Source organism: Mesorhizobium sp. M6A.T.Ce.TU.016.01.1.1, from assembly GCF_003997065.1.
In the GTDB taxonomy this organism is placed as follows: Bacteria; Pseudomonadota; Alphaproteobacteria; order Rhizobiales; family Rhizobiaceae; genus Mesorhizobium; species Mesorhizobium mediterraneum.
Genome location: NZ_RZTJ01000035.1, coordinates 1 through 21,844 on the forward strand (window position 1 = coordinate 1; position 21,844 = coordinate 21,844).

Sequence of the window (21,844 nt, forward strand, 5' to 3'; positions counted from 1 at the left end):
GCCCCCGCCCAACCGGCCGCCCCCGCCCAGCCGGCGGCGCCGGTCGATCCGAACGCCGTGGTCGCCACGATCAACGGCCAGACGCTGACCGAGGCAGACCTTGCGCTTGCCGAAGGCGAGCTGTCACAGCAGTTCGCGCAGATGCCGCCCGAACAGCGCCGCGCTGCGGCGCTTTCGGCGGCGATCGAAATCAAGGTCATGGCAGCCCAGGCGGTCACCACCGGCCTCGACAAGGATCCCGACTTCCAGCGCCGCATGGCGTTCCTGCAGCAGCGCGCCCTGCATGGCGAAATGGTCGAGAAGGATGTCGTCGACAAGGTCACGGATGCCGAGGTTCGCGCCCGCTACGACCAGGAAATCGCCAACACACCGCCGACCAACGAAGTGCATGCCCGTCACATCCTCGTGAAGTCGAAGGAAGAGGCCGACGCGATCATCAAGCAGCTCGACGGCGGCGCCGATTTCCAGAAACTCGCCAACGAGCACACCAGCGATCCGAGCGGCAAGACCAGCGGTGGCGACCTCGGCTGGTTCGGTCCTGGACAGATGGTGCCGGAATTCGACAAGGCGGCCTCCGCGCTGGCGGTCGGCAAATACACCGAGCAGCCGGTGCAAACGCAGTTCGGCTGGCACGTCATCAAGGTCGAGGACAAGCGCACCAAGCAGCCGCCGGCATACGACCAGGTCAAGGACCAGGCCCGTCAGGCGGTCATCCGCGACAAGTATATCGCGCTGGTCAAGACGCTGCGCGCCGACGCCAAAGTCGAAATCCCGGATGAGAAGCTGAAGAAGACGGTCGACGCGCTGGAAAACACCAAATAGTCCCAGCCCGGAACCCGCGACAGGGCGCCGCACGGCGTCCTGTCGCTTTACCTATAGTGCGTCGACGCCTTGAATGCCGCCGGATCGCCGGCGGCGAGTGCGCCGGTGAATTCCGGGATCCGCACCAGAAGCATCATTGCCCAGAACAGCGGCCAGTCCGTCCATCGGCAGAACTCATTGCCCACGGCTTGCGCGGTCTGGCGGTTTTCCTTGAACGATGTCGCCACGGCACGAACGGCCAGGCCGAGCCTGGAAAAGCGATGCTTCTTGCGCAGCAGCAGCATCCGCGCAAACTGGAAGCCCTTGTTGCGCCGGACATCCCAGATGAACCCCAGTCCCTCATAGGCGTGGATCGAGACGGCTTGGGCGGCCAGCTCCATCGCCACACCATCCCTCAGCATGGCGTGCTGGCGCAGATGCGAGCTGACGAAGGGTCCATGGTCGGCCTCGAAGCGATATTGCTCAAGCACCGACCGTCGATAGAGCGCGCCATTGTTGCTGGCATGAATGATCTGGCCAAGTATGTTGCGGCGCTCGATGAAGCCGCGGTCGAGCAGCGACATCACCCTTTTCATCATGCTCTCTTCGCCGTAGCTGGTCCGTCCCGAAACCGCGTCGAGCTTCGGGTTTTTCTCGACGGTCTCGTACAACGCCGCCAGCCATCCCGGACCGGGCAGGCAATCGGCTTCGACCACCGCAACGAGGTCATGGCGGCAGTATGACAGCGCAGCGTCCTTCAGTTGCGAGGATTCGTCGCTGTCATGCGTGGCTACGATCACCGACGGGCAGAGATATGCGGCCTTGCCGGCAAGCTCGGCCTCGATTGTGGAGGCATGTCCATTTTTTGAGGCATGCCCGCCTTCTGAACCAGGGTCGCCGGGCAGCATGATGACGATCTCGGCCGGCACGCCGCGCGTATCCTGCGCGTAGGCGCGCAACGAGCGCCGCAATTCCGCGTCGCCGTCGGACGTCAGATAGTCGGAAACGATGATCAGGCTGACGGGCAGCACTGGAGATGTTCTTTCAGGCAAGCCGCCGATCCCCTGTCAACGCTTGTGAGCGATGCCTTGTACCACGTAGCGGACCGCTTTGCGTATGGTCGTTTCGTCTTCGTTGAGGCGATTGGTCAAAAGATGCGTCCAGGCAAAGGAGGCGACCAGGTCGGCGACGAGCATGGGATCGACGTCGGCCGCCACCTCGCCTCTTGCCTTGGCGCGTTCGATCATCTGACCGGTATGGGCATGACGTCCTTTCGTGTATTCGGCAAGGACGGCGGCCACGGTTGCATCCGACTGCGCCTCGGCGATCAGCGACCTGAAGACGCTGCCTGACGATGTCTCACGCCAGTGTGAGAACAGGTTCTTCAGGAAGCCGACGAGATCGTCCTCGAGGTTTCCGGTATCGGGATACTCGACGCGCTTGAGCCGCTGATAGACGTCGAAGAGCAAAGCGGCCTTGCTCGGCCACCAGCGATAGATCGTGGGCTTTCCAGCACGGGCCCGCCGCGCCACCGCTTCGATCGAGAAGCCGGAATAACCGGCCTCGACCAGCACCGCCTCGGCGGCGTCGAGAATGGCGTCGGCGCTGTCGGGGTTACGCCGCGCGCCAATTGACTTGCGGGCCTGATCTGCGTCCTCACCCATCTGCCATTTCCCTTGCCGGCAAGTTTCCCCTCAGCATTCATATACGACCTCTTGACGAAACGGAACGGTCCGTTTTATATAACGGAACGTTTCGTAACGATAAGGAGAGAGCAATGACCTCGACTGCTGCCACCACCCGCTTCTCGCGCCCTCGCTTTGCCCTGCTGGTGCTTGCCGGCGTCTATCCGCTGATCACAGCCATCCTCTATGCAGTGTTCCCGCTGACCGAGGAGTGGGAAATCTGGCAGCGCGCGCTGGTCATCGCCCCGTTGATGGTCTCGATCATGATCTGGGGGCTCATCCCGGTGGTGCAGACGACGTTCCGGAGGTTCCTCAATCCTGCCCCACGATGCGAGGGTGCTGCCGGCAGTTTCCTTTCCAGAAACGGCCTTTAGGGCGAAGCTGCCGGTGCCGCCCGCAACGGCCGGGAAAACGCCCTTGCGCCGGCGCCCGCTATCAGGCAAACCGGCGTTTCCCTTGCGTTTCCCCGCCCGAGGCCTTCATGTCAGCCACGATTTCGCCGCTCGCGCCGAAGAAATATCCCAAAATGCCTGATATCGAGGGCGCCCGCATCGCCACCGCCGAGGCCGGGATAAAGTACAAGAACCGTACTGACCTGCTGACCATGGTCTTCGATGCCGGCACCACGGTCGCCGGCGTGTTCACCAAGTCGAAATGCCCGTCGGCGCCAGTCGATTTCTGCCGCCAGAACCTTGGGCAGGGCAAGGCGCGCGTCCTGGTCGTCAACTCCGGCAACGCCAATGCCTTCACTGGCAAGAAGGGCCGAGCCTCCACGGCAATAACCGGCGAGGCTGCAGCCAAGGCTGCAGGCTGCGCGCCGGACGAGGTGTTTCTGGCCTCGACCGGTGTCATCGGCGAGCCGCTGGATGCCGGCAAGTTCAGCCATTTGCTCGCCGGACTGGTCAAGGACGGCAGACCGGATCTGTGGACCGAAGCCGCCAAGGCGATCATGACTACCGACACCTATCCGAAACTGGCGACCGCGACGGTGAAGCTCGGCGACGCCGATGTCACCATCAACGGCATTGCCAAGGGCGCCGGCATGATCGCGCCCGACATGGCGACGATGCTCTCCTTCATCGCCACCGACGCGCCGATCGCAGCGCCCGTGCTGCAGGATCTTTTGTCGCGCGGCACCGCCAAGACCTTCAATGCGGTCACCGTCGACAGCGACACCTCGACCAGCGACACGCTGCTGATGTTCGCCACCGGCACTGCCGCCAGGCGCGGCGCGCCTGATATCACGGATGTCGGGGATGCGCGCCTCGGCGCCTTCCGCCGCGCGCTCGGCAAGGTGCTGAAATCGCTGGCGTTGCAAGTGGTGCGCGACGGCGAGGGCGCCCGCAAGCAGGTCGAGGTCACCGTCACCGGCGCAAAATCGGCCCGCTCGGCCAAGCGCATCGCGCTGTCGATCGCCAATTCGCCGCTGGTCAAGACGGCGGTCGCCGGCGAGGACGCCAATTGGGGCCGCGTCGTCATGGCCATCGGCAAGGCCGGCGAACCGGCCGACCGCGACCTTCTGTCGATCTGGTTCGGCGATATCAGGCTGGCGCATCAGGGCGAGCGCGATTCCGCCTACTCCGAGGAGGCGACATCGGCCTATATGAAGCGCGACGAGATACGCATCCATGCCGATATCGGCATCGGCCGCGGCAAGGCGACGGTGTGGACTTGCGACCTCACCAAGGAGTATGTCGCCATCAACGGCGATTATCGGAGCTGATGGCGTTGGTTTCCAGACATCCGGCAAGCGTGCTTGCCATCGTGCGGCGCTACGAGGCGGCCGGCTTTCGCGCCTGGCCGGCGGCGGCCGTCCATTATGACGGCACCTGGGTGGTGCGGCTGACGGCGGGTCATCCGGCCAAGCGGCTGAATTCGGTCAACCCGCTCGATCCGGGCGATATCCAGCACATTGCCGATCGCATAGGCCGCGCCAGCCGCCGTTTCGACGCCTATGGCCGGCCGCTGACCTTTCGCATATCGCCGCTGTCAGGGCCGGTCCTTTCCAAACATCTCGACAGCGAGGGCTGGAGCACATTCGACGAATCGCTGGTCATGCGGCTGCCGCTCGCGGACGCCCAGCTCGATGCCGCCATGGACCAGATTCCGCTGAAGGACATCAGCCGCTTCATCGGGGCATCGCTCAAGGTGAGTGGCTCGGATGTGTCGCTGCGGCCGGGCCTGTCGGAGATCATCGGCGCCATCCAGCCGGAAGCCGGGCTGTTCGCGCTCGAAGAGGGCACCGAGCCACTGGCGACGCTGATCTGCGTCCATGATGGCGATCTTGCCGGACTGTTCGAGATCGCCACCGACAAATCGGTGCGCAACAAGGGCCATGGCCGCCACCTCATCCTGTCGGCGCTGAAATGGGCGCGGCTGCGCGGCGCCCGGGAGGCCTGGCTGCAGGTCGAGGCCGACAATGCGCCGGCGCTGGCGCTCTATCGTTCGCTCGGGTTCGATGAAGTCTACCGTTACCACTATCGCCGGCCGCCCGGCGCATGACCGGCCCGAGCCCTGCCGGCAAGCGCCTGCTCCTGGTCGCAGCCTGCGCGCTGGTCGATGCCGACGGCCGCGTGCTTCTGGCGCAGCGGCCCGAAGGCAAGCAACTCGCCGGCCTGTGGGAGTTTCCGGGCGGCAAGGTCGAGCCCGGCGAGACGCCGGAAGAATGCCTCATCCGGGAGTTGTACGAGGAGATCGGCATCGAAACCGATATTCCCTGCCTGGCGCCATTCACCTTCGCCAGCCACTCCTATGATGATTTTCACCTGCTGATGCCGCTGTTCGTCTGCCGTCGCTTCCGCGGCATCGCGCAGCCGAAGGAGGGGCAAGTGCTGAAATGGGTGCGGCCGCGTCAGATGCGCGATTTTCCGATGCCGCCGGCCGACGCGCCGCTGATCCAGTTCCTCATCGATCTTCTGTGATTGTGCGTTCACTGCCCGACAGCGTTAATGGAAGATTTATCTTGCCGTGAAAAATTGACGGTATGGAAATCGAGGGAAGGCCATGTTCAGGCCTTCGCCGGAGAGCGACTGCATGAGCCTCGACAGGGACTGGGATTCGATCCGGCCCGACCGCAGTGAAAGCGCTGTCCATGTCGGGATGGGCATATTGCGGATCACGCTGCTGTTCGGCTCGGCCGCGGTGGCACTGGCCTTGATCGCGACGCCGTTCCTCGACAGCCGGACGCGATTGCAGTCCGGCCGCGCCGATTTTGCCGGGGGCCTCGATACGATGAGCACAGGATCGATCGGGAACACAGGCCCGATCGGCCATACCTACACGCTGCGCAGGAGCGTGCTGCAGCCGCTGCCCAGTTCGGTCTGCGTGATACGCGACAATGGCAAGCGCAGCGGCGACTGCTGACATGGTTTAAAGCGGTCGTTTCATCGCCTGTTAAGGCTGTGCCATTAACCTTTCTTAACAGGTCGGCACTAGGGTTCCGGCAGGCGGGATCGACGGCCATGAAAATATTGCTGCAACGATTTTGGGAAGACGAAACCGGCGCGACGGTCATAGAGTACAGCGTCATCGTGACCGTGCTGTCGCTGGCCATCGTTGGCGGGGCCGGCCAAGTGTTCGATGCCCTCAAATGGCTGTTCAGCGACAACAACAGCAGGCTTGTGAACGCTTTCGCGCAGTGATCACGACCGGGTACCCGCATCCGTAGAATCCGGTCAACGCCCGCCGGGATTTTCCAGTATTGTCTTCAGCGAGATTTTCGCGGAGCCGGGCTTCAGCGGCTTTTGCTGCGAGGCGTCGGGCGCCCAGCCTGACATCCAGACGATCGGGAAACTCGCTCTGACGCGGCCATCGGCATTCGAAAATCGTTCGGCATAGATTTCGGCGGCGCGGGCAAACAGCCTTCGCGTCCCGGGTCGCCTGCTACGGTCGATGAGCGCGCTGGTCTCGCCCATCGCCCGCAGGTCCGCCATCACGCCGAACAGGGAATCGTAGCGCACCGTCACCGTCTCGACATCGGCGACCGGCAAAGCCAGGCCGGCGCGTTGCAGAAGCGCCCCGGCGTCGCGCACGTCGGTGAACGGGATGACGCGCGGGCTGGCGCCGCCATAAAGCTCGGTCTCGGCGGCGAGCAGGCTTTCGCGCAGCTCGGAAAGCGTACCGGCGCCGGCAAAGGCGCCGAGGAAAAGACCGTCCGGCTTCAGTGCGCGACGGATCTGCACCAGCATACCGGGAATGTCGTTCATTGCCTGAAGGGACAGAAGAGATACGGCTAAGTCTAGGCTTTCCGGCTCGAACGGCACGGTCTCCAGCGGCGCCACCAATCCCGCGGCATCGGCCAGGAACGCCGCATCCGCCTCGACGCGCGCGACGTCCGTCACCTTGCCGCTTGTCGCGAGCACGTCGACTGCCGCCGGCGTCTGGCAAAACAGCACGGCCGCTCTGTCAAATTTACGCTCCACGGCGCCCAGCCGGTCGGCAAGCTCTTCGGCTGCCCGCCGCATCAGGAAATCCGCACCCGCAGCCGGACGGGCAAGGGCCCGGCGCTTGTGCGCCAGCCAGAGAGAGGTGTCGACTATGGGCTGCAACGGCTGGTTCCTGGTTTCCGCTCTCTGATATAGGGTGGCGGAGAACCAATCACGTGGCCGATCCAATGCCAGATATCAAGAGTATCGCTCGAAAGGCATTGGACTGGCCGGCGCGCATCCTGTTTCCGCCGGTTTGCGCCGGCTGCCGCCGGCATGTCTCGCAGCCCGGCGTGCTATGCGGCGCCTGCTGGCCGAAGCTCAGGCTTCTGGAACGGCCATGGTGCCCGGTGATGGGCACGCCGTTCATCCATCACATGGGCGAGGGGTTCCTGTCGGCCGAGGCGATCGCCGACCCGCCGCCCTTCGAGCGCGCGCGGGCCGCGGTCGCTTACTCCGGTGTCGCCCGCCAGATGGTGCAAGGGTTGAAATACCAGGATCGCACCGATCTGGCGCCGTGGATGGCGCGCTGGATGCTGCGCGCCGGCGCCGAACTGATCGCGGAAGCCGATGTGGTCGTGCCGGTGCCGCTGCACTGGCGGCGTTTTTTCAGGCGTCAGTTCAACCAGTCGGCGGAGCTGGCAAGGGCGGTATCGCAGCTTGGTGGTCTGCCTTTCGCACCCTCCGCGGTCAGGCGCGTCAAGCTTACCCGCCAGCAGGTCGGGCTGGAGCGGCGGGAACGCGAGGAGAATGTGCGTGCTGCATTCAGAGTGCCCGAGGAGGCGGAGATCGAGATCGCCGGCCGCCGGGTGCTCTTGATCGACGACGTCTATACCACCGGCGCCACTGTCCGAGCGGTCGCCAAGGCGTTGAAGAAGGGCGGTGCCGGGACCGTCGACGTGCTGACCTTCGCGCGCGTGCTGCCGGGGGACTTTCGGGCCGACGAGTCCGCGACTATATAAGATTTTGAGACAAGGCAGGATTGCTGACCGATGGTCGACGTGACGATCTATACACGGGTGATGTGCGGCTATTGTGCGGCGGCCAAGCGGCTGCTCGAGCGCAAGGGCGTCGCCTACACCGAGCACGACGCCTCCTTCTCGCCGGAACTGCGCCGGGAAATGATTTCCCGCGCGAATGGCCGCTCGACCTTTCCGCAGATATTCATCGGCGACACACATGTCGGCGGCTCCGACGATCTCCACGAACTGGAGGCGGAAGGCCGGCTGGACCGTCTGCTTGCCAATGGCTCGACTATTTAAGGACATGACGATGGGTGCTTTCAAGGCGGCGGCGATCCAAATGCGTTCGGGTATCAGCCCCGAGCACAACGCGGTCGATCTCGAGCGGCTGGTGCGCGAGGCAGCAAGCCAGGGCGCGACCTATATCCAGTCACCGGAAATGACCGGTGCACTGGTCCGCGACAAACAGGCGCGGGCCGCCTCCTTCACGTCCGAGGACAAGGACATCATCGTCTCGACCTCGCGCAAGCTGGCGAAAGAGCTTGGCGTCTACCTGCATATCGGCTCGACCGCCATCCTGCGCGCCGACGGCAAGCTCGCCAACCGGGCGCTTCTGTTCGGGCCGGATGGCGCGACACTAGCCACCTACGACAAGATCCATATGTTTGACGTCGATCTCGACAATGGCGAGAGCTGGCGCGAATCCGCCGCCTACGAGCCGGGCACCGAGGCCATCGTTACCGAGATCGATGGCGCGAGGCTGGGTTTCGCCGTCTGCTACGATCTGCGCTTTCCGCAGCTCTTCCGCGCCGAGGCGCTGGCCGGCGCCGACCTGCTTTCGGTGCCCGCCGCCTTCACCCGCCAGACCGGCGAGGCGCACTGGCATGTGCTGCTGCGGGCGCGCGCCATTGAGAACGGCGCCTATGTCGTCGCCGCGGCGCAAGGCGGACTGCACGAGGACGGCCGCGAGACCTATGGCCATTCGCTGATCGTCGATCCCTGGGGTCGCATCGTCGCCGAGGCCGCACATGACGAGCCCGCCGTGATCGTCGCCGACATCGACCCGGCGCAGTCGGTCGCCGCGCGCAAGAAGATCCCAAACCTGAAAAATGCGCGGGATTTCGCCGTAAACGGCGGACCGGCTCAGGCACTGCCGCTTAGGGGTGCAGCGTCTTGATCCGCTTTTCCCTGATCTGCGAGCACGAGCACGAATTCGAAGGCTGGTTTCGCAGTAATGACGATTTCGACACCCAAAAGAAACGTGGCTTTGTCGATTGCCCGAGTTGCGGCTCGCACAAGGTCGAGAAGGCATTGATGGCGCCGGCCGTCTCCACCGGGCGCAAACAGGAAAAGATCGCGCTCGCCATGGGCGAGGCCCAGAAGCAGGCGCTGGCACAATTGAAGGCCATGGCCGAGAAGGTGCGCGAGAATGCCGACTATGTCGGTGACAAGTTTGCCGAGGAGGCGCGCAAGATCCATTTCGGCGAGAGCGATCCGCGCGGCATTTATGGCGAGGCGACGCTGGAGGAGGCCAAGAGCCTGGCCGAGGACGGCGTCGAATTCATGCCGATCCCAAGCTTCCCCGACGAGCGCAACTGACTGGCTAGCTCACGCTGCCTATCAATTTCTCAAGCAGGCGAGCTAGGGTATCCTGCTCCGTGCGGGTGAGGCCGGCGAGGATTGCGTGCTCGTTGTCGACGTGGGCGGCGACCGCCTCATCGATCAATGTCAGGCCCTTGTCGGTCAGCTGCACGACGATCCCGCGTCGGTCGTTGGGGTGCGGCCCGCGCACGATCAATCCTAACTTTTCGAGCCGATCGAGCCGGTTGGTCATGGCGCCCGACGTCACCATCGTCGCTTCATAGAGGGCGGTTGGCGTCAGCGCATAAGGGGACCCGGAACGGCGCAGCGTCGCCAGCACGTCGAATTCCCCGGATTGCAATCCGAAACGGGCAAACAGCGGAGCGAGGCGTTCTCGTGCTATGAGCGACGAGGCTTCGTTCAACCGTCCAAGCACGGCCATCGGAGAGACATCCAGGTCCGGCCGTTCTCTTTTCCATTGCTCGATGGCCTTCGCTGCGCGATCCATCCATCTCACCGTTAAATATCTTGACGTTAAGAATCTTTGTATTATTTTATCTGAAGATGCAATACCGGCCAAGAGCCGCAAATAGGCGAAAGGCTACGAAATGAGATTTCTCTGGGATTCGGCACTCGGCCTTTTGGTCGTCACCGGCGGCCTGCTCGGCCTGACGCTGCCTTTCGGCAAGATCGCGACGGCGGCCGGCGTTTCCGCCATGGTCTGGGCCCTTGTCATCTCGCTCGGCGCCGGCGGCGTGCTTTTCTGCGCCTTGCTGCTGCGCGGGCAGCGCATCCGGCTCACCCCGCACAGGCTGCGCTATTTCTTCGTCACCGCAGCAGTGTCCTACGCCTTCCCCAATCTCTTGATGTTCTCGGCCATTCCGCATCTCGGCGCCGGCTACACCGGCATCATGTTCACGCTATCGCCGGTGATCACGCTGGTGTTTTCGATCTTGCTCGGCGTTCGCCGTCCCAACCTGCTTGGTGTCATCGGTATTGCCGTCGGCTTCGTCGGTGCTGTCATGGTGGCGATGACGCGCGGCGAGGCCGGACAGCCGGCCGAATTTTTCTGGGTAGCGATAGGGCTGCTCATCCCGGTCAGCCTTGCCGCCGGCAACATCTACCGCACCGTCGACTGGCCCGAAGGGACCGGGCCGATCGAGCTTGCCGTCGGCAGCCATCTGGCAGCGGCTGCGCTGCTTTTGGGCGGTATCCTCACGCTGCAAGGCGGGGGGTCGCTCGCCCTGCTCGGCGGCGTGCCGCAGGTGGTCGTCGGGCAGGTCGCGTCGGCCGCGGCGATGTTCGCCTTCTTCTTCCGGCTGCAGGCGGTCGGCGGCCCGGTCTATCTCAGTCAGATCGGCTATGTCGCGGCTGCGGTCGGGTTGTTTGCCGGGACGATCTTTCTGGGCGAGCACTATCAATTGCTGACCTGGGCGGGCGCTGTCATCATCACCGCCGGCGTCTTCATCACCACCAAAGCGCAAAGCCAGATCACCACAAAGGCGCAGAGCCAGACGGGTGAGAAGGTGGCGGCGTGAGAAAGTTCAGACGGATGCCTTCTCCGCCAGCACCATGTAGTTGACGTCCATGTCCTTCGACCGCTGCCAGCGGTCGGCGAGCGGATTGTAGGCGACGCCGGTGCGGTCGATGATGGTCAGGCCGGCGCCGGCAAGCGCCTTTTCCAGCTCGTCTGGCCGCACCAGCTTGCCGAACTGGTGGGTGCCGCGCGGCAACCAGCGCAGCACATATTCGGCGCCGATAATGGCCAGGCCCAGCGCCTTCAGCGTGCGGTTGATGGTGGCGACGAACATGATGCCGCCGGGCTTGACCATCTCGCCGCATTTGGCGACGAACAGGTCGATGTCGGCGACATGCTCGACCACTTCCATATTGAGGATGACGTCGAATTTCTCGCCGGCGTCGGCCAGATCCTCCGCCGTCGTGGCACGGTAATCCACGGTCACGCCGACTTCCGCCGCATGCAGCTTGGCCACTTCAATGTTGGTGGCGGATGCATCGGCGCCGACCACTTCGGCGCCAAGCCGCGCCATCGGCTCGCACAACAGCCCGCCGCCGCAGCCGATGTCGAGGAAGCGCAGGCCCTCGAACGGCCGCGCCGCACGCGGGTCGCGGCCGAAGCGCGTCGCCACCTGGTCGCGTATATAGGCAAGCCGAATCGGATTGAACTTGTGCAGCGGACGGAATTTGCCGTTCGGATTCCACCATTCGGCGGCAAGGGCGGAAAAGCGCTCCACTTCTCCGGCATCGATCGTCGACCGTCGGGGTTCTGGCATGGCGTGTCTCCCGCAGACTCAAAAGTTCAGAGCGCGATCGGGTGCAAAACCGGATACGACTTTTGCTGATCGCGCTCTGGTGCGCTAGGAAGTCGGTCGCGAGGCAGCGAATGTCAAGGCAGCAATTTCGCCTGTCGACAGGCCAGTGCTCATGATGCCAGGCGACGCTGACTGCGATCTGTCAGCATATGTCAGCTTAATACGGCTCACGTCGCCCAGTCGGCAAACGGCGGCATGCCTTGCGAAACCCTAAGCATTTGGCTAAGGAGGCCGCGAATTCAGCGACCGGCCCGGCCGGAACGCTCCCTTTCCGCTTTTCGGCCGTCGGCCTGGCATCCAGTCAAAGGCATTTCGCTTCCATGGCGCGCATCGTGATGAAATTCGGCGGAACCTCCGTCGCCGACATCGCCCGCATCCGCAATGTGGCGCGTCATGTCAAACGCGAGGTCGATGCCGGCCATGAGGTCGCGGTTGTCGTCTCGGCGATGGCCGGCAAGACCAACGAGCTCGTGCAATGGACGCGCGAAGCCTCACCCATGCACGATGCACGCGAATATGACGCCGTCGTCGCCTCCGGCGAGCAGGTGACTGCCGGCCTGCTGGCGATCGCGCTGCAGAACATGGGCGTCCATGCCCGTTCCTGGCAAGGCTGGCAGATTCCGATCAAGACCGACAATGCACATGGCGCGGCGCGCATTCTCGACATCGACGGCGCGTTCCTGATCAAGCGCTTCGGCGAGGGCCAGGTGGCGGTGGTCGCCGGTTTCCAGGGCATCGGGCCGGACAACCGCATCGCAACGCTCGGCCGTGGGGGCTCCGACACCAGCGCCGTCGCCATCGCGGCGGCGGTCAAGGCCGACCGCTGCGACATCTACACCGATGTCGACGGGGTCTACACCACCGATCCGCGCATCGAGCCGAAGGCGCGGCGGCTGGCCAAGATTTCGTTCGAGGAAATGCTTGAAATGGCCTCGCTCGGCGCCAAGGTGCTGCAGGTGCGTTCGGTCGAGCTTGCCATGGTGCACAGGGTGCGTACTTTCGTGCGGTCGTCCTTCGACGATCCCGACGCGCCCGGAATGGGGGATTTGCTCAATCCGCCCGGAACGCTTATTTGCGACGAGGAAGAGATCGTGGAACAGCAGGTCGTCACCGGAATTGCCTACGCCAAGGACGAAGCGCAGATTTCGTTGCGCCGTGTCGGCGACCGGCCGGGCGTCGCCGCCGGCATTTTCGGGCCGCTGGCCGAAGCCAACATCAATGTCGACATGATCGTCCAGAACATTTCCGAGGACGGCAAGTTCACCGACATGACCTTCACCGTGCCGTCCGGCGATGTCGACAAGGCGCTTGCCGTGCTCGAGCGGCTGAAGGCCACGATCGGCTACGACGTGGTGCAGTCGGAAGCCGGCATGTCGAAAGTCTCGGTCATCGGCATCGGCATGAGGAGCCATGCGGGCGTCGCCGCCACCGCCTTCAGGGCGCTGGCCGACAAATCGATCAACATCCGTGCGATCACGACCTCCGAGATCAAGATTTCGATCCTGATCGACGGTCCCTACACCGAACTTGCTGTTCGTACTTTGCATTCTGTCTACGGTCTGGATAAGCAGTAGCAGACTGCATCGGCCCGAAGATCGGAGTCGATTTTCGGAAAGTCTTAGAGCGTCCTTTGTGCGTCCAATTGGATGCATGGCGCTCTAATTGAGTTGTTGCGTGAGCGCCGGCCGCGGGAGAAACTGCGGCGGGCAGAATGTCCATTGGAGAACAAGCCGCGATGCGTGATACGGCCGGCGGCCCGCGCGTTTTGCTGAAACGGCTCCGCGAGCTCATGCAGGAGCCGCTGGAGCCGCAGGAGCGGCTCGACCGTATCGTGCGCGACATCGCCTCCAACATGGTCGCCGAAGTGTGCTCGCTCTATGTGCTGCGCGCCGATTCGGTGCTCGAACTCTATGCCACCGAGGGCCTGAACCCGAAAGCCGTCCATTTGGCGCAACTTAGGCTGGGGGAAGGCCTCGTCGGCACGATCGCGGCCTCAGCACGGCCGCTCAATCTCTCCAACGCGCAGGAACATCCCGCCTTCGCCTATCTGCCGGAGACAGGGGAAGAGATCTACAATTCCTTCCTCGGCGTGCCTGTGCTCAGGGCTGGGCGCACGCTCGGTGTGCTGGTCGTTCAGAACAAGACCATGCGCCACTATCGCGACGACGAGGTCGAGGCGCTGGAAACGACGGCGATGGTGATCGCCGAGATGATCGCCACCGGCGACCTTGCGCGGCTGACCCGGCCCGGGCTCGAACTCGACCTGCGCCGCCCGGTGAGCTTTACCGGCCTGTCCTTCAACGAGGGCGTCGGGCTTGGTCATGTCGTGCTGCACGAGCCGCGCATCGTCGTCACCAATCTGTTCAACGAGGACAGCGAGGAGGAGATCAAGCGGCTCGATGCATCCCTCGGTTCGCTCAGGCTCTCCATCGACGACATGCTGGAACGCCGCGAGGTCGCCTTCGAGGGCGAGCATCGCCAGGTGCTCGAAGCTTATCGCATGTTCGCCAACGACAGCGGCTGGGTGCGCCGGCTGGAAGAGGCGATCCGCAACGGCCTGACGGCAGAAGCGGCGGTGGAAAAAGTGCAGAGCGACATGCGTGCCCGCATGCTGCACATGACCGATCCGTATCTGCGCGAGCGGATGAGCGATTTCGACGATCTCGCTAACCGGTTGCTGCGCCAGTTGATGGGGCGCGGGCCGGACGATGTCGCGGCCTCGCTGCCGAAGGACGCCATCATCGTCGCCCGCTCGATGGGCGCCGCCGAACTGCTCGATTATCCCAGAGACAAGCTGCGTGGCGTGGTGCTGGAGGACGGCGCGGCGACCAGCCATGTCGTCATCGTGGCGCGGGCTATGGGCATACCGGTCGCCGGCCAGATGAAGGGCGCCGTTTCCATGGCGGAAAACGGCGACGCCATCATTGTCGACGGCGAAGAAGGCGCGATCCATCTGCGCCCTCAGCCCGACCTCGAAGCCGCCTATGCCGAAAAGGTCCGCTTCCGGGCGCGGCGGCAGGAGGTCTACCGCGAACTGCGCAAGAAGCCGTCGGTGACCAAGGATGGCGTCCAGGTCGACCTTTTGATGAATGCGGGCCTGGCCGTCGATCTGCCGCAGCTTGCCGAGGCGGGCGCCGCCGGCATCGGCCTGTTCCGCACCGAGCTGCAATTCATGGTCGCTTCGACCTTTCCGCGTGCGGAAGCCCAGGAACGGCTCTACCGTGACGTGCTCGACGCGGCGCGGGGCAAGCCGGTGACCTTCCGCACCATCGATATCGGCGGCGACAAGGTGCTGCCCTACTTCAAGGACACGATCCAGGAAGAGAATCCGGCGCTCGGTTGGCGCGCCATCCGCTTGACGCTCGACCGGCCGGGCCTGTTGCGCACCCAGATCCGCGCGCTTCTGAAGGCCTGCGGCGGGCGTGAACTGAAGCTGATGCTGCCAATGGTGACGGAACTCGGCGAGATCGCGCAGGCGCGCGAAATCGTCGACCGCGAGGTGCGGCATCTGTCGCGTTTTGCCCATCATTTGCCGACCAGCCTGAAGCTCGGAGCCATGCTGGAAGTGCCTTCGCTGCTGTTCCAGCTCGACGAGCTGATGAAGGCCGTCGATTTCGTCTCGGTCGGCTCGAACGATCTGTTCCAGTTCGTCATGGCCGTCGATCGCGGCAACACGCAGCTCTCCGACCGTTTCGACACGCTGTCGACGCCATTCCTGCGCGTTCTGAAACAGGTCGCCGACGCCGGGGTGCGCAATAATACCCCGGTGACCTTGTGCGGCGAGCTGGCCGGCAAGCCGATCTCGGCGATGGCGCTGATCGGCCTTGGCTACCGTTCGATCTCGATGTCGCCGGCTTCGATCGGTCCGGTCAAGGCGATGCTGACGGAACTGCCACTGGCCGAGCTGCAAGCGTTTTTCGACGACAATCTCATGGCGCCGTCCCAGAAGTTGCCGATGCGGGCGCTGCTGCAAGCCTTTGCCGACGACCGCTCTATACCGCTATAGCATTCGCCATGATCAACCTGCCCCGCGACCGTATGGATCAAGTCGTCAAGCGTTTCGACGTGCTCGAAGCGCAGATGTCGGCCGGGCTGGCGACGGACGCCTATGTCAAGATGGCGTCGGAATATGCCGACATCCAGGAGATGGTGGCAAAGATCAGGGCGCTGCGCACCGCCGAGCACGAACAGGCCGATCTGGAGGCGATGCTCGCCGACAAAAGCACAGATGCCGAAATGCGGGCATTGGCCGAGGCCGATCTGCCCGAGGTCAGGCAACGCATCGAAGCGTTGCAGAAGGACATCCAGATCCTGCTTCTGCCCAAGGATGCCGCCGACGACAAGAACGCCATCCTCGAAATCCGCGCGGGCACCGGCGGCGATGAGGCGGCTCTCTTTGCCGGCGACCTGTTTCGCATGTACGAACGCTACGCTGCGGCACGCGGCTGGCGTTTCGAGACGGCGTCGGCAAGCGAGGGCGAGGTCGGCGGCTACAAGGAAATCATCGCCACCATTTCAGGCAAGGGGGTCTTTGCCCATCTGAAATTCGAGTCCGGCGTGCATCGCGTGCAGCGCGTGCCGGCGACCGAGGCCGGCGGGCGCATCCACACCTCGGCGGCGACGGTTGCCGTGCTGCCCGAAGCGGAAGAGGTCGACATCGACATTAGGGCCGAAGACATCCGCATCGACACGATGCGCGCCTCGGGTTCGGGCGGCCAGCACGTCAATACCACCGATTCGGCGGTGCGCATCACCCATCTGCCGACCGGCATCATGGTGGTGCAGGCGGAGAAGTCGCAGCACCAGAACCGAGCGAAAGCCATGCAGATCCTGCGCGCCAGGCTTTACGACCTTGAGCGCGGCAAGGCTGACGAGGAGCGCTCCGAATCGCGCAAATCGCAGGTCGGTTCGGGCGATCGCTCGGAGCGCATCCGCACCTATAATTTCCCGCAAGGCCGCGTCACCGACCATCGCATCAATCTGACGCTCTACAAGCTCGACCGCGTTATGATGGGCGAACTCGACGAGATCATCGACGCGCTGATGGCCGATCACCAGTCGAAGCTGCTCGCCGATATCGGCCTCGATGGCTGACAATCTGCCTGGTACACTCGGGCCACTGCTGAAAGCGGCGCGGGCCCGCCTTGCCGCGGCCGCAGTCGCCGATCCGGCGCTGGATGCCAGGCTGATCGTCGAACATCTTTCCGGCACCACCCGCACACAAGCCATCGCCGATCCCGAATGCAGGGTCGATGCCGGCGCGATTGCCGCGATCGATGCAGCCTTGAGACGGCGCATCGCCGGCGAGCCGGTGCATCGCATCCTCGGCCATCGCGAATTCTACGGCTTGCGCCTGTCGCTGTCAGCGGAAACGCTGGAGCCGCGACCAGATACCGAAACGCTGGTCGAAGCAGTGCTGCCCTTCGTGAAGACCACAGCCGCACGGCAAGGCGAATGCCGCATCCTCGATCTCGGCACCGGCACCGGCGCCATCGCGCTGGCGCTGCTCAGCGCCGTTCCGGCGGCGGTCGCCATCGGTGTCGATATTTCGCAAGGCGCGCTGGCGACCGCCATGCGCAATGCCGAGGAATTGGGGTTGGCCGGCCGGTTTCAGGTGCTCAAATCCGACTGGTTCGAAAAAGTTTTTGGCCGATACCATGTAATTGCCGCCAACCCTCCCTATATAGCGTCCATAGACATCGAAAATCTGCAGGACGAAGTCCGCGATTTTGATCCACGCCGAGCCCTTGATGGCGGCGTGGACGGTCTTAGTCCCTACAGGATCATTGCCGCCGAGGCGGCAGGTTTTTTGGAAGCCGAAGGCAGGATTGCGGTCGAGATCGGCCACGCGCAACGCAAAGAGGTCACTGACATATTCTCCGCAGCCGGCTATGCGCCGGCGGGGGTATTCTGCGATCTTGGCGGATACGACAGGGTTCTGATCTTTGAACTGACAAAGCCGTGATGCAGTGCGAAAAAACGCTTGGCAATGCCGGGGAATGCGGCTAGGGTCGCCTTAACCGGATGAGACGAAGCAGGCAGTGCTCTTAGCGATTCGGTTTCCTTGGAAATAGCTGCCTTCTTGCGCAAACGACGCCCAAGCTTCGTGCGGGAATCGTCCGATAAGTGATGTAACCGGAACAGGATGACACGTGGCGCCAACGCAATCGATGCGGGCGAACGCCGGTGAAGAGACGAAACGGCTGGCTGCATGAGCGCCTCCGTTCGTGAAGAGTTTTCGAAAATTTCAAAATGAAGAGAGTCGAATGAGGCCACAACAGCAGAACAGGCGCATGCGCGGTCGCAACAACAGCGGCGGCGGCGGTAACAACAATAATAACAACAACCGCAAGGGCCCAAATCCCCTGACGCGCAACTACGAGAGCAACGGTCCGGACGTGAAGATCCGCGGATCGGCTCAGCAAATCGCCGAAAAATACGCAACCCTTGCCCGTGACGCGCAAAGCTCCGGCGACCGGGTGATGGCGGAAAACTATCTCCAGCACGCCGAGCACTACAATCGCATCATCGCTGCCGCACAGGCGCAGATACCGATCCAGAGCGCTCAGCAGAATCGCGACGATTTTGACGATGACGGCGACGAAGATCGCGACGAGTTCGACAATGCCGGCAACAGCAACGTCGGTGAGACGGCGGCTCCGGTGGTCAACCACGGTGCCGGCCCGCAGCCGGTCATAGACGGCACGCCAGCCGAGTTGGCGTTCAACCAGGAAAACGGCCGTGACAATCGCGACAACGGTGGGCGCGACAACGGTGGACGCGACAACAGTGGGCGCGACAACAGTGGCGGCCGCCATCGTGACCGCCGCCCCAATGGCGGCTACGGCCAGAACGGCCAGCGCGGCGAATATGGTGCGCGCGGCGAGCAGGGCGGACAGCGCAGCGACCAGAACCGGCGCAACGAGACGCCGGTACAGAATGAAACGCCCGTGCAGGCGCAAGCTGTGTCTCCGGTTGAGCCTGCTTCTGTGGCCGAACCCGCGCCGCAGTTCGAAAACTTTTCGCCGGCGGCTCTCGCTGCCCAGGCCGAGATGAACGAAGCAGCCACTGAAAGCGGCGCTGCCCGCCGCCCCAGGCGTCCGCGCCGTCCGCGCGTCAATGCTAACCAGGTGGATGGCGGCAACGACAATGCTGGCGCCGATAATGGGAATGCAGCGCCGGCGGAAGACGCCGGTGGCGAGCCCGCCATCGTCGACGTCAACAACTGATCGAGCAAGGCTTTCAGACATTCTTGGACGGCGGAGAGAAATCTCCGCCGTTTTTGTTTGTGCGCCCGTTGAATATTATGCGTTCGCCATTACCGGACGTCTTGAGGGCCCGTGGCTTGCGCACCATATCTCGCGTGAACAGGACCCGGCTCGAACGGGCGGGTCCGTCACCGCAATCTGATCCGGTGCCGCAAAGCGGGCCGGTGACGGAAGGAGACAGATATGAATCTTGAAAAATACTCCGAGCGCGTACGCGGCTTCATCCAGTCTGCGCAAACAATGGCGCTCTCGCGCAACCACCAGCAGTTCACCCCCGAACATATATTGAAAGTGCTCGTCGACGACGACGAGGGCTTGGCCGCGTCGTTGATCGAGCGCGCCGGCGGCAGCGTTCGCGACGCCAAGCTTGGCGTCGAGACAGCACTTGAGGCAATGCCCAAGGTGGAAGGCGGCAACGGCCAGCTTTATCTGGCGCAGCCGCTGGCCAAAGTGTTCTCGACCGCCGAGGAACTGGCCAAGAAGGCCGGCGACAGTTTCGTCACGGTTGAGCGGCTGCTGACGGCGCTGGCGGTCGAGAAATCCGCCAAGACCGCCGATATCCTGACCAAAGCCGGCGTGACCCCACAGGCACTGAACCAGGTGATCAACGAGGTCCGCAAGGGCCGCACCGCCGACTCGGCGAGCGCCGAGCAGGGATATGATGCGCTGAAGAAGTACGCGCGCGACCTCACCGCCGACGGCCGCGCCGGCAAGCTCGACCCCGTCATCGGCCGCGACGACGAGATCCGCCGCACCATCCAGGTGCTGTCGCGCCGCACCAAGAACAATCCGGTGCTGATCGGTGAACCCGGCGTCGGCAAGACGGCGATCGCCGAAGGGCTGGCGTTGCGCATCGTCAATGGCGACGTGCCGGAATCGCTCAAGGACAAGCAGTTGATGGCGCTCGACATGGGGTCGTTGATCGCCGGTGCAAAATATCGCGGCGAATTCGAGGAGCGGCTGAAGGCGGTGCTTTCGGAAGTCACCGCTGCCGCTGGCGGCATCATCCTGTTTATCGATGAGATGCACACGCTGGTCGGCGCCGGCAAGGCGGATGGCGCCATGGACGCGTCGAACCTGTTGAAGCCGGCGCTGGCACGCGGCGAACTGCATTGCGTCGGCGCGACGACGCTCGATGAATACCGGAAGCATGTCGAGAAGGACGCGGCCCTTGCCCGCCGCTTCCAGCCGGTCTTCGTCAATGAGCCGACCGTCGAAGACACCGTCTCCATTCTGCGCGGCCTGAAGGAAAAATACGAGCAGCACCACAAGGTGCGCATCTCGGATTCGGCGCTGGTCGCGGCAGCGTCGCTGTCCAACCGCTATATCGCCGACCGATTCCTGCCGGACAAGGCGATCGACCTTGTCGACGAGGCCGCGTCGCGGCTCCGGATGCAGGTCGATTCGAAGCCCGAAGCGCTGGACGAGATCGACCGCCGTATCATGCAGCTCAAGATCGAGCGTGAGGCGCTGAAAGTCGAAAAGGACGACGCGTCGAAGGATCGGCTTGCCCGCCTCGAAAAGGATCTTTCCGCCCTGGAGGAGGAATCGACCGAACTGACCTCCAAGTGGCAGGCCGAGAAGCAGAAGCTCGGGCTCGCCGCCGACCTGAAGAAACAGCTCGACGAGGCACGCAACGAGCTCGCCATTGCCCAGCGCAAGGGTGAATTCCAGCGCGCCGGCGAGCTGGCCTATGGCAAGATCCCGGAACTCGAGAAGAAGCTGACGCAGGCCGAGGCGCAAGACGGCAAGGTCGGCATGGTCGAGGAAGTGGTCACTCCCGATCATGTCGCCCATATCGTGTCGCGCTGGACCGGCATTCCGGTCGACAAGATGCTGCAGGGCGAGCGCGACAAGCTGTTGCGCATGGAAGATGAGATCGGCAAGCGAGTCGTCGGCCAGGGCGAAGCGGTGCAGGCCGTGTCGAAAGCCGTTCGCCGTGCCCGCGCCGGCCTGCAGGACCCGAACCGGCCGATCGGCTCGTTCATGTTTCTCGGACCGACGGGCGTCGGCAAGACCGAGCTGACCAAGGCGCTCGCCAGCTTCCTGTTCGACGACGAGAGCGCGATGGTGCGTATCGACATGTCGGAATTCATGGAGAAGCACTCGGTCGCCCGGCTGATCGGCGCGCCTCCCGGCTATGTCGGCTATGAGGAAGGCGGCGCGCTGACCGAAGCGGTGCGGCGCCGGCCCTACCAGGTCGTGCTGTTCGACGAGATCGAGAAGGCGCATCCCGACGTGTTCAACGTGCTGCTGCAGGTGCTCGATGACGGCCGGCTGACCGACGGGCAGGGCCGCACGGTCGATTTCCGCAACACGCTGATCATCATGACGTCGAACCTCGGCGCCGAATATCTGGTCAATCTCGGCGAGAACCAGGACGTCGATGTCGTGCGCGACGAGGTGATGAGCGTCGTCAGGGCGTCGTTCCGGCCGGAGTTCCTCAACCGCGTCGACGAGGTGATCCTGTTCCACCGGCTGCGCCGGCAGGATATGGGCCGCATCGTCGAGATCCAGCTCAAGCGGCTGGAAAACCTGCTTGTCGATCGCAAGATCACGCTTTCGCTGGACCAGGAGGCGGTCGATTGGCTGGCGGCCAAGGGCTACGATCCGGCCTATGGCGCGCGGCCGCTGAAGCGGGTGATGCAGAAGGAGTTGCAGGACCCGCTGGCGGAAAAGATCCTGCTCGGCGACATCCTCGACGGCTCGACCGTCAAGGTCACCGCCGGTTCCGACCGGTTGAATTTCCGGTCGAAGCCGACGGTCGTGGCGACCGAGGCGGCGGCCTGA

23 protein-coding genes are annotated in these 21,844 nt (G+C 63.7%); 18 read left to right on the top strand and 5 right to left on the bottom strand.

Annotated features, from left to right (window positions below):
- A partial coding sequence (locus EOC94_RS31340) for a peptidylprolyl isomerase (protein ID WP_127295387.1) occupies nt 1-822 on the top strand: 822 nt, incomplete at its 5' end.
- A gap of 47 nt (nt 823-869) precedes the next feature.
- Here the strand turns inward: EOC94_RS31340 and EOC94_RS31345 are convergent.
- Both EOC94_RS31345 and EOC94_RS31350 read right to left on the bottom strand, forming a co-directional pair.
- Nucleotides 870-1,853 carry a glycosyltransferase gene (locus tag EOC94_RS31345; protein WP_245465698.1) on the bottom strand — a complete coding sequence of 328 codons (984 nt, stop codon included), beginning with the start codon at nt 1,851-1,853 and terminating at the stop codon, nt 870-872.
- 15 nt (nt 1,854-1,868) lie between these two features.
- On the bottom strand, nt 1,869-2,465 hold the full coding sequence (locus EOC94_RS31350; RefSeq protein ID WP_127295389.1) for a TetR/AcrR family transcriptional regulator: 597 nt from the start codon (nt 2,463-2,465) through the stop codon (nt 1,869-1,871).
- A gap of 113 nt (nt 2,466-2,578) precedes the next feature.
- Between EOC94_RS31350 and EOC94_RS31355 the strand changes: the two genes are divergently transcribed.
- From EOC94_RS31355 to EOC94_RS31380, 6 genes are all read left to right on the top strand, one after another.
- Entirely contained in the window at nt 2,579-2,860 is a 282-nt protein-coding gene (locus EOC94_RS31355) for a hypothetical protein (protein WP_127295391.1), read from the top strand.
- A gap of 107 nt (nt 2,861-2,967) precedes the next feature.
- A complete protein-coding gene (gene argJ, locus EOC94_RS31360) occupies nt 2,968-4,209 on the top strand; it encodes a bifunctional glutamate N-acetyltransferase/amino-acid acetyltransferase ArgJ (RefSeq protein WP_127295393.1) in 1,242 nt (413 codons plus the stop codon).
- Complete coding sequence (locus EOC94_RS31365; RefSeq protein ID WP_185928366.1) at nt 4,209-4,988, top strand: GNAT family N-acetyltransferase; 780 nt, start codon at nt 4,209-4,211, stop codon at nt 4,986-4,988. The genes argJ and EOC94_RS31365 overlap by 1 nt, the downstream gene beginning before the upstream one ends.
- Nucleotides 4,985-5,407: a (deoxy)nucleoside triphosphate pyrophosphohydrolase gene (locus EOC94_RS31370; RefSeq protein WP_127295395.1), complete on the top strand. Its 423-nt coding sequence runs from the start codon at nt 4,985-4,987 to the stop codon at nt 5,405-5,407. Before EOC94_RS31365 ends, EOC94_RS31370 begins: the two co-directional genes overlap by 4 nt.
- Nucleotides 5,408-5,519: 112 nt before the next feature.
- Nucleotides 5,520-5,849, top strand: coding sequence for a hypothetical protein (locus tag EOC94_RS31375; protein ID WP_127295397.1), 330 nt, complete (start codon nt 5,520-5,522; stop codon nt 5,847-5,849).
- Between the two features lie 98 nt (nt 5,850-5,947).
- On the top strand, nt 5,948-6,127 hold the full coding sequence (locus tag EOC94_RS31380; protein WP_127295399.1) for a Flp family type IVb pilin: 180 nt from the start codon (nt 5,948-5,950) through the stop codon (nt 6,125-6,127).
- Nucleotides 6,128-6,160: 33 nt separating this feature from the next.
- Here EOC94_RS31380 and EOC94_RS31385 read toward each other — a convergent pair whose 3' ends face one another.
- A complete protein-coding gene (locus EOC94_RS31385; RefSeq protein ID WP_127295401.1) occupies nt 6,161-7,033 on the bottom strand; it encodes a methyltransferase domain-containing protein in 873 nt (290 codons plus the stop codon).
- 53 nt (nt 7,034-7,086) lie between these two features.
- Between EOC94_RS31385 and EOC94_RS31390 the strand changes: the two genes are divergently transcribed.
- The 4 genes from EOC94_RS31390 to EOC94_RS31405 are packed head-to-tail and all read left to right on the top strand — an operon-like array spanning nt 7,087 to nt 9,471.
- The gene (locus EOC94_RS31390; protein ID WP_127295403.1) at nt 7,087-7,872 is read left to right on the top strand and encodes a ComF family protein; all 786 of its coding nucleotides are present in this window, start codon (nt 7,087-7,089) and stop codon (nt 7,870-7,872) included.
- A gap of 30 nt (nt 7,873-7,902) precedes the next feature.
- Complete coding sequence (gene grxC, locus EOC94_RS31395; RefSeq protein WP_127295405.1) at nt 7,903-8,172, top strand: glutaredoxin 3; 270 nt, start codon at nt 7,903-7,905, stop codon at nt 8,170-8,172.
- 10 nt (nt 8,173-8,182) lie between these two features.
- Nucleotides 8,183-9,049, top strand: a complete 867-nt coding sequence (locus EOC94_RS31400) for a carbon-nitrogen hydrolase family protein (protein WP_127295407.1) — start codon at nt 8,183-8,185, stop codon at nt 9,047-9,049.
- Nucleotides 9,046-9,471, top strand: a complete 426-nt coding sequence (locus EOC94_RS31405) for a DUF1178 family protein (RefSeq protein WP_127295409.1) — start codon at nt 9,046-9,048, stop codon at nt 9,469-9,471. Before EOC94_RS31400 ends, EOC94_RS31405 begins: the two co-directional genes overlap by 4 nt.
- Before the next feature lie 4 nt (nt 9,472-9,475).
- Here EOC94_RS31405 and EOC94_RS31410 read toward each other — a convergent pair whose 3' ends face one another.
- On the bottom strand, nt 9,476-9,961 hold the full coding sequence (locus EOC94_RS31410; protein ID WP_127295411.1) for a MarR family transcriptional regulator: 486 nt from the start codon (nt 9,959-9,961) through the stop codon (nt 9,476-9,478).
- 100 nt (nt 9,962-10,061) lie between these two features.
- On the opposite strand from EOC94_RS31410, the gene EOC94_RS31415 reads away from it, so the two are divergent.
- Entirely contained in the window at nt 10,062-10,991 is a 930-nt protein-coding gene (locus EOC94_RS31415; protein ID WP_127295413.1) for a DMT family transporter, read from the top strand.
- Nucleotides 10,992-10,997: 6 nt separating this feature from the next.
- Here the strand turns inward: EOC94_RS31415 and ubiG are convergent, their stop codons facing one another.
- Nucleotides 10,998-11,747, bottom strand: coding sequence for a bifunctional 2-polyprenyl-6-hydroxyphenol methylase/3-demethylubiquinol 3-O-methyltransferase UbiG (gene ubiG / locus EOC94_RS31420; protein WP_127295415.1), 750 nt, complete (start codon nt 11,745-11,747; stop codon nt 10,998-11,000).
- A 359-nt stretch (nt 11,748-12,106) separates the two neighbouring features.
- Here ubiG and EOC94_RS31425 point away from each other — a divergent pair, with 359 nt between their 5' ends.
- The 6 genes from EOC94_RS31425 (at nt 12,107) to clpB (ending at nt 21,844) form a co-directional block, all read left to right on the top strand.
- On the top strand, nt 12,107-13,360 hold the full coding sequence (locus EOC94_RS31425; RefSeq protein WP_127295417.1) for an aspartate kinase: 1,254 nt from the start codon (nt 12,107-12,109) through the stop codon (nt 13,358-13,360).
- Between the two features lie 161 nt (nt 13,361-13,521).
- Nucleotides 13,522-15,792, top strand: coding sequence for a phosphoenolpyruvate--protein phosphotransferase (ptsP, locus tag EOC94_RS31430; RefSeq protein ID WP_127295419.1), 2,271 nt, complete (start codon nt 13,522-13,524; stop codon nt 15,790-15,792).
- 8 nt (nt 15,793-15,800) lie between these two features.
- A complete protein-coding gene (prfA, locus tag EOC94_RS31435; RefSeq protein WP_127295421.1) occupies nt 15,801-16,880 on the top strand; it encodes a peptide chain release factor 1 in 1,080 nt (359 codons plus the stop codon).
- Nucleotides 16,873-17,751 (top strand): peptide chain release factor N(5)-glutamine methyltransferase, encoded by an 879-nt coding sequence (gene prmC, locus EOC94_RS31440; RefSeq protein ID WP_127295423.1) that lies wholly within the window; start codon nt 16,873-16,875, stop codon nt 17,749-17,751. The genes prfA and prmC overlap by 8 nt, the downstream gene beginning before the upstream one ends.
- A 301-nt stretch (nt 17,752-18,052) precedes the next feature.
- Complete coding sequence (locus EOC94_RS31445) at nt 18,053-19,015, top strand: DUF4167 domain-containing protein (protein ID WP_126104788.1); 963 nt, start codon at nt 18,053-18,055, stop codon at nt 19,013-19,015.
- 222 nt (nt 19,016-19,237) lie between these two features.
- On the top strand, nt 19,238-21,844 hold the full coding sequence (clpB, locus tag EOC94_RS31450) for an ATP-dependent chaperone ClpB (RefSeq protein ID WP_127295425.1): 2,607 nt from the start codon (nt 19,238-19,240) through the stop codon (nt 21,842-21,844).

What these genes read in the sequence shown, in the direction of transcription:
- EOC94_RS31355 (WP_127295391.1), top strand. Translation starts at nt 2,579, where the DNA reads ATGACCTCGACTGCTGCCACCACCCGCTTCTCGCGCCCTCGCTTTGCC.
- EOC94_RS31370 (WP_127295395.1), top strand. Translation starts at nt 4,985, where the DNA reads ATGACCGGCCCGAGCCCTGCCGGCAAGCGCCTGCTCCTGGTCGCAGCC.
- EOC94_RS31410 (WP_127295411.1), bottom strand. Translation starts at nt 9,961, where the DNA reads ATGGATCGCGCAGCGAAGGCCATCGAGCAATGGAAAAGAGAACGGCCG.
- EOC94_RS31375 (WP_127295397.1), top strand. Translation starts at nt 5,520, where the DNA reads ATGAGCCTCGACAGGGACTGGGATTCGATCCGGCCCGACCGCAGTGAA.
- EOC94_RS31380 (WP_127295399.1), top strand. Translation starts at nt 5,948, where the DNA reads ATGAAAATATTGCTGCAACGATTTTGGGAAGACGAAACCGGCGCGACG.
- EOC94_RS31365 (WP_185928366.1), top strand. Translation starts at nt 4,209, where the DNA reads ATGGCGTTGGTTTCCAGACATCCGGCAAGCGTGCTTGCCATCGTGCGG.
- argJ (WP_127295393.1), top strand. Translation starts at nt 2,968, where the DNA reads ATGTCAGCCACGATTTCGCCGCTCGCGCCGAAGAAATATCCCAAAATG.
- EOC94_RS31350 (WP_127295389.1), bottom strand. Translation starts at nt 2,465, where the DNA reads ATGGGTGAGGACGCAGATCAGGCCCGCAAGTCAATTGGCGCGCGGCGT.
- ptsP (WP_127295419.1), top strand. Translation starts at nt 13,522, where the DNA reads ATGCGTGATACGGCCGGCGGCCCGCGCGTTTTGCTGAAACGGCTCCGC.
- EOC94_RS31415 (WP_127295413.1), top strand. Translation starts at nt 10,062, where the DNA reads ATGAGATTTCTCTGGGATTCGGCACTCGGCCTTTTGGTCGTCACCGGC.
- grxC (WP_127295405.1), top strand. Translation starts at nt 7,903, where the DNA reads ATGGTCGACGTGACGATCTATACACGGGTGATGTGCGGCTATTGTGCG.
- prmC (WP_127295423.1), top strand. Translation starts at nt 16,873, where the DNA reads ATGGCTGACAATCTGCCTGGTACACTCGGGCCACTGCTGAAAGCGGCG.
- EOC94_RS31400 (WP_127295407.1), top strand. Translation starts at nt 8,183, where the DNA reads ATGGGTGCTTTCAAGGCGGCGGCGATCCAAATGCGTTCGGGTATCAGC.
- ubiG (WP_127295415.1), bottom strand. Translation starts at nt 11,747, where the DNA reads ATGCCAGAACCCCGACGGTCGACGATCGATGCCGGAGAAGTGGAGCGC.
- prfA (WP_127295421.1), top strand. Translation starts at nt 15,801, where the DNA reads ATGATCAACCTGCCCCGCGACCGTATGGATCAAGTCGTCAAGCGTTTC.
- clpB (WP_127295425.1), top strand. Translation starts at nt 19,238, where the DNA reads ATGAATCTTGAAAAATACTCCGAGCGCGTACGCGGCTTCATCCAGTCT.
- EOC94_RS31445 (WP_126104788.1), top strand. Translation starts at nt 18,053, where the DNA reads ATGAGGCCACAACAGCAGAACAGGCGCATGCGCGGTCGCAACAACAGC.
- EOC94_RS31425 (WP_127295417.1), top strand. Translation starts at nt 12,107, where the DNA reads ATGGCGCGCATCGTGATGAAATTCGGCGGAACCTCCGTCGCCGACATC.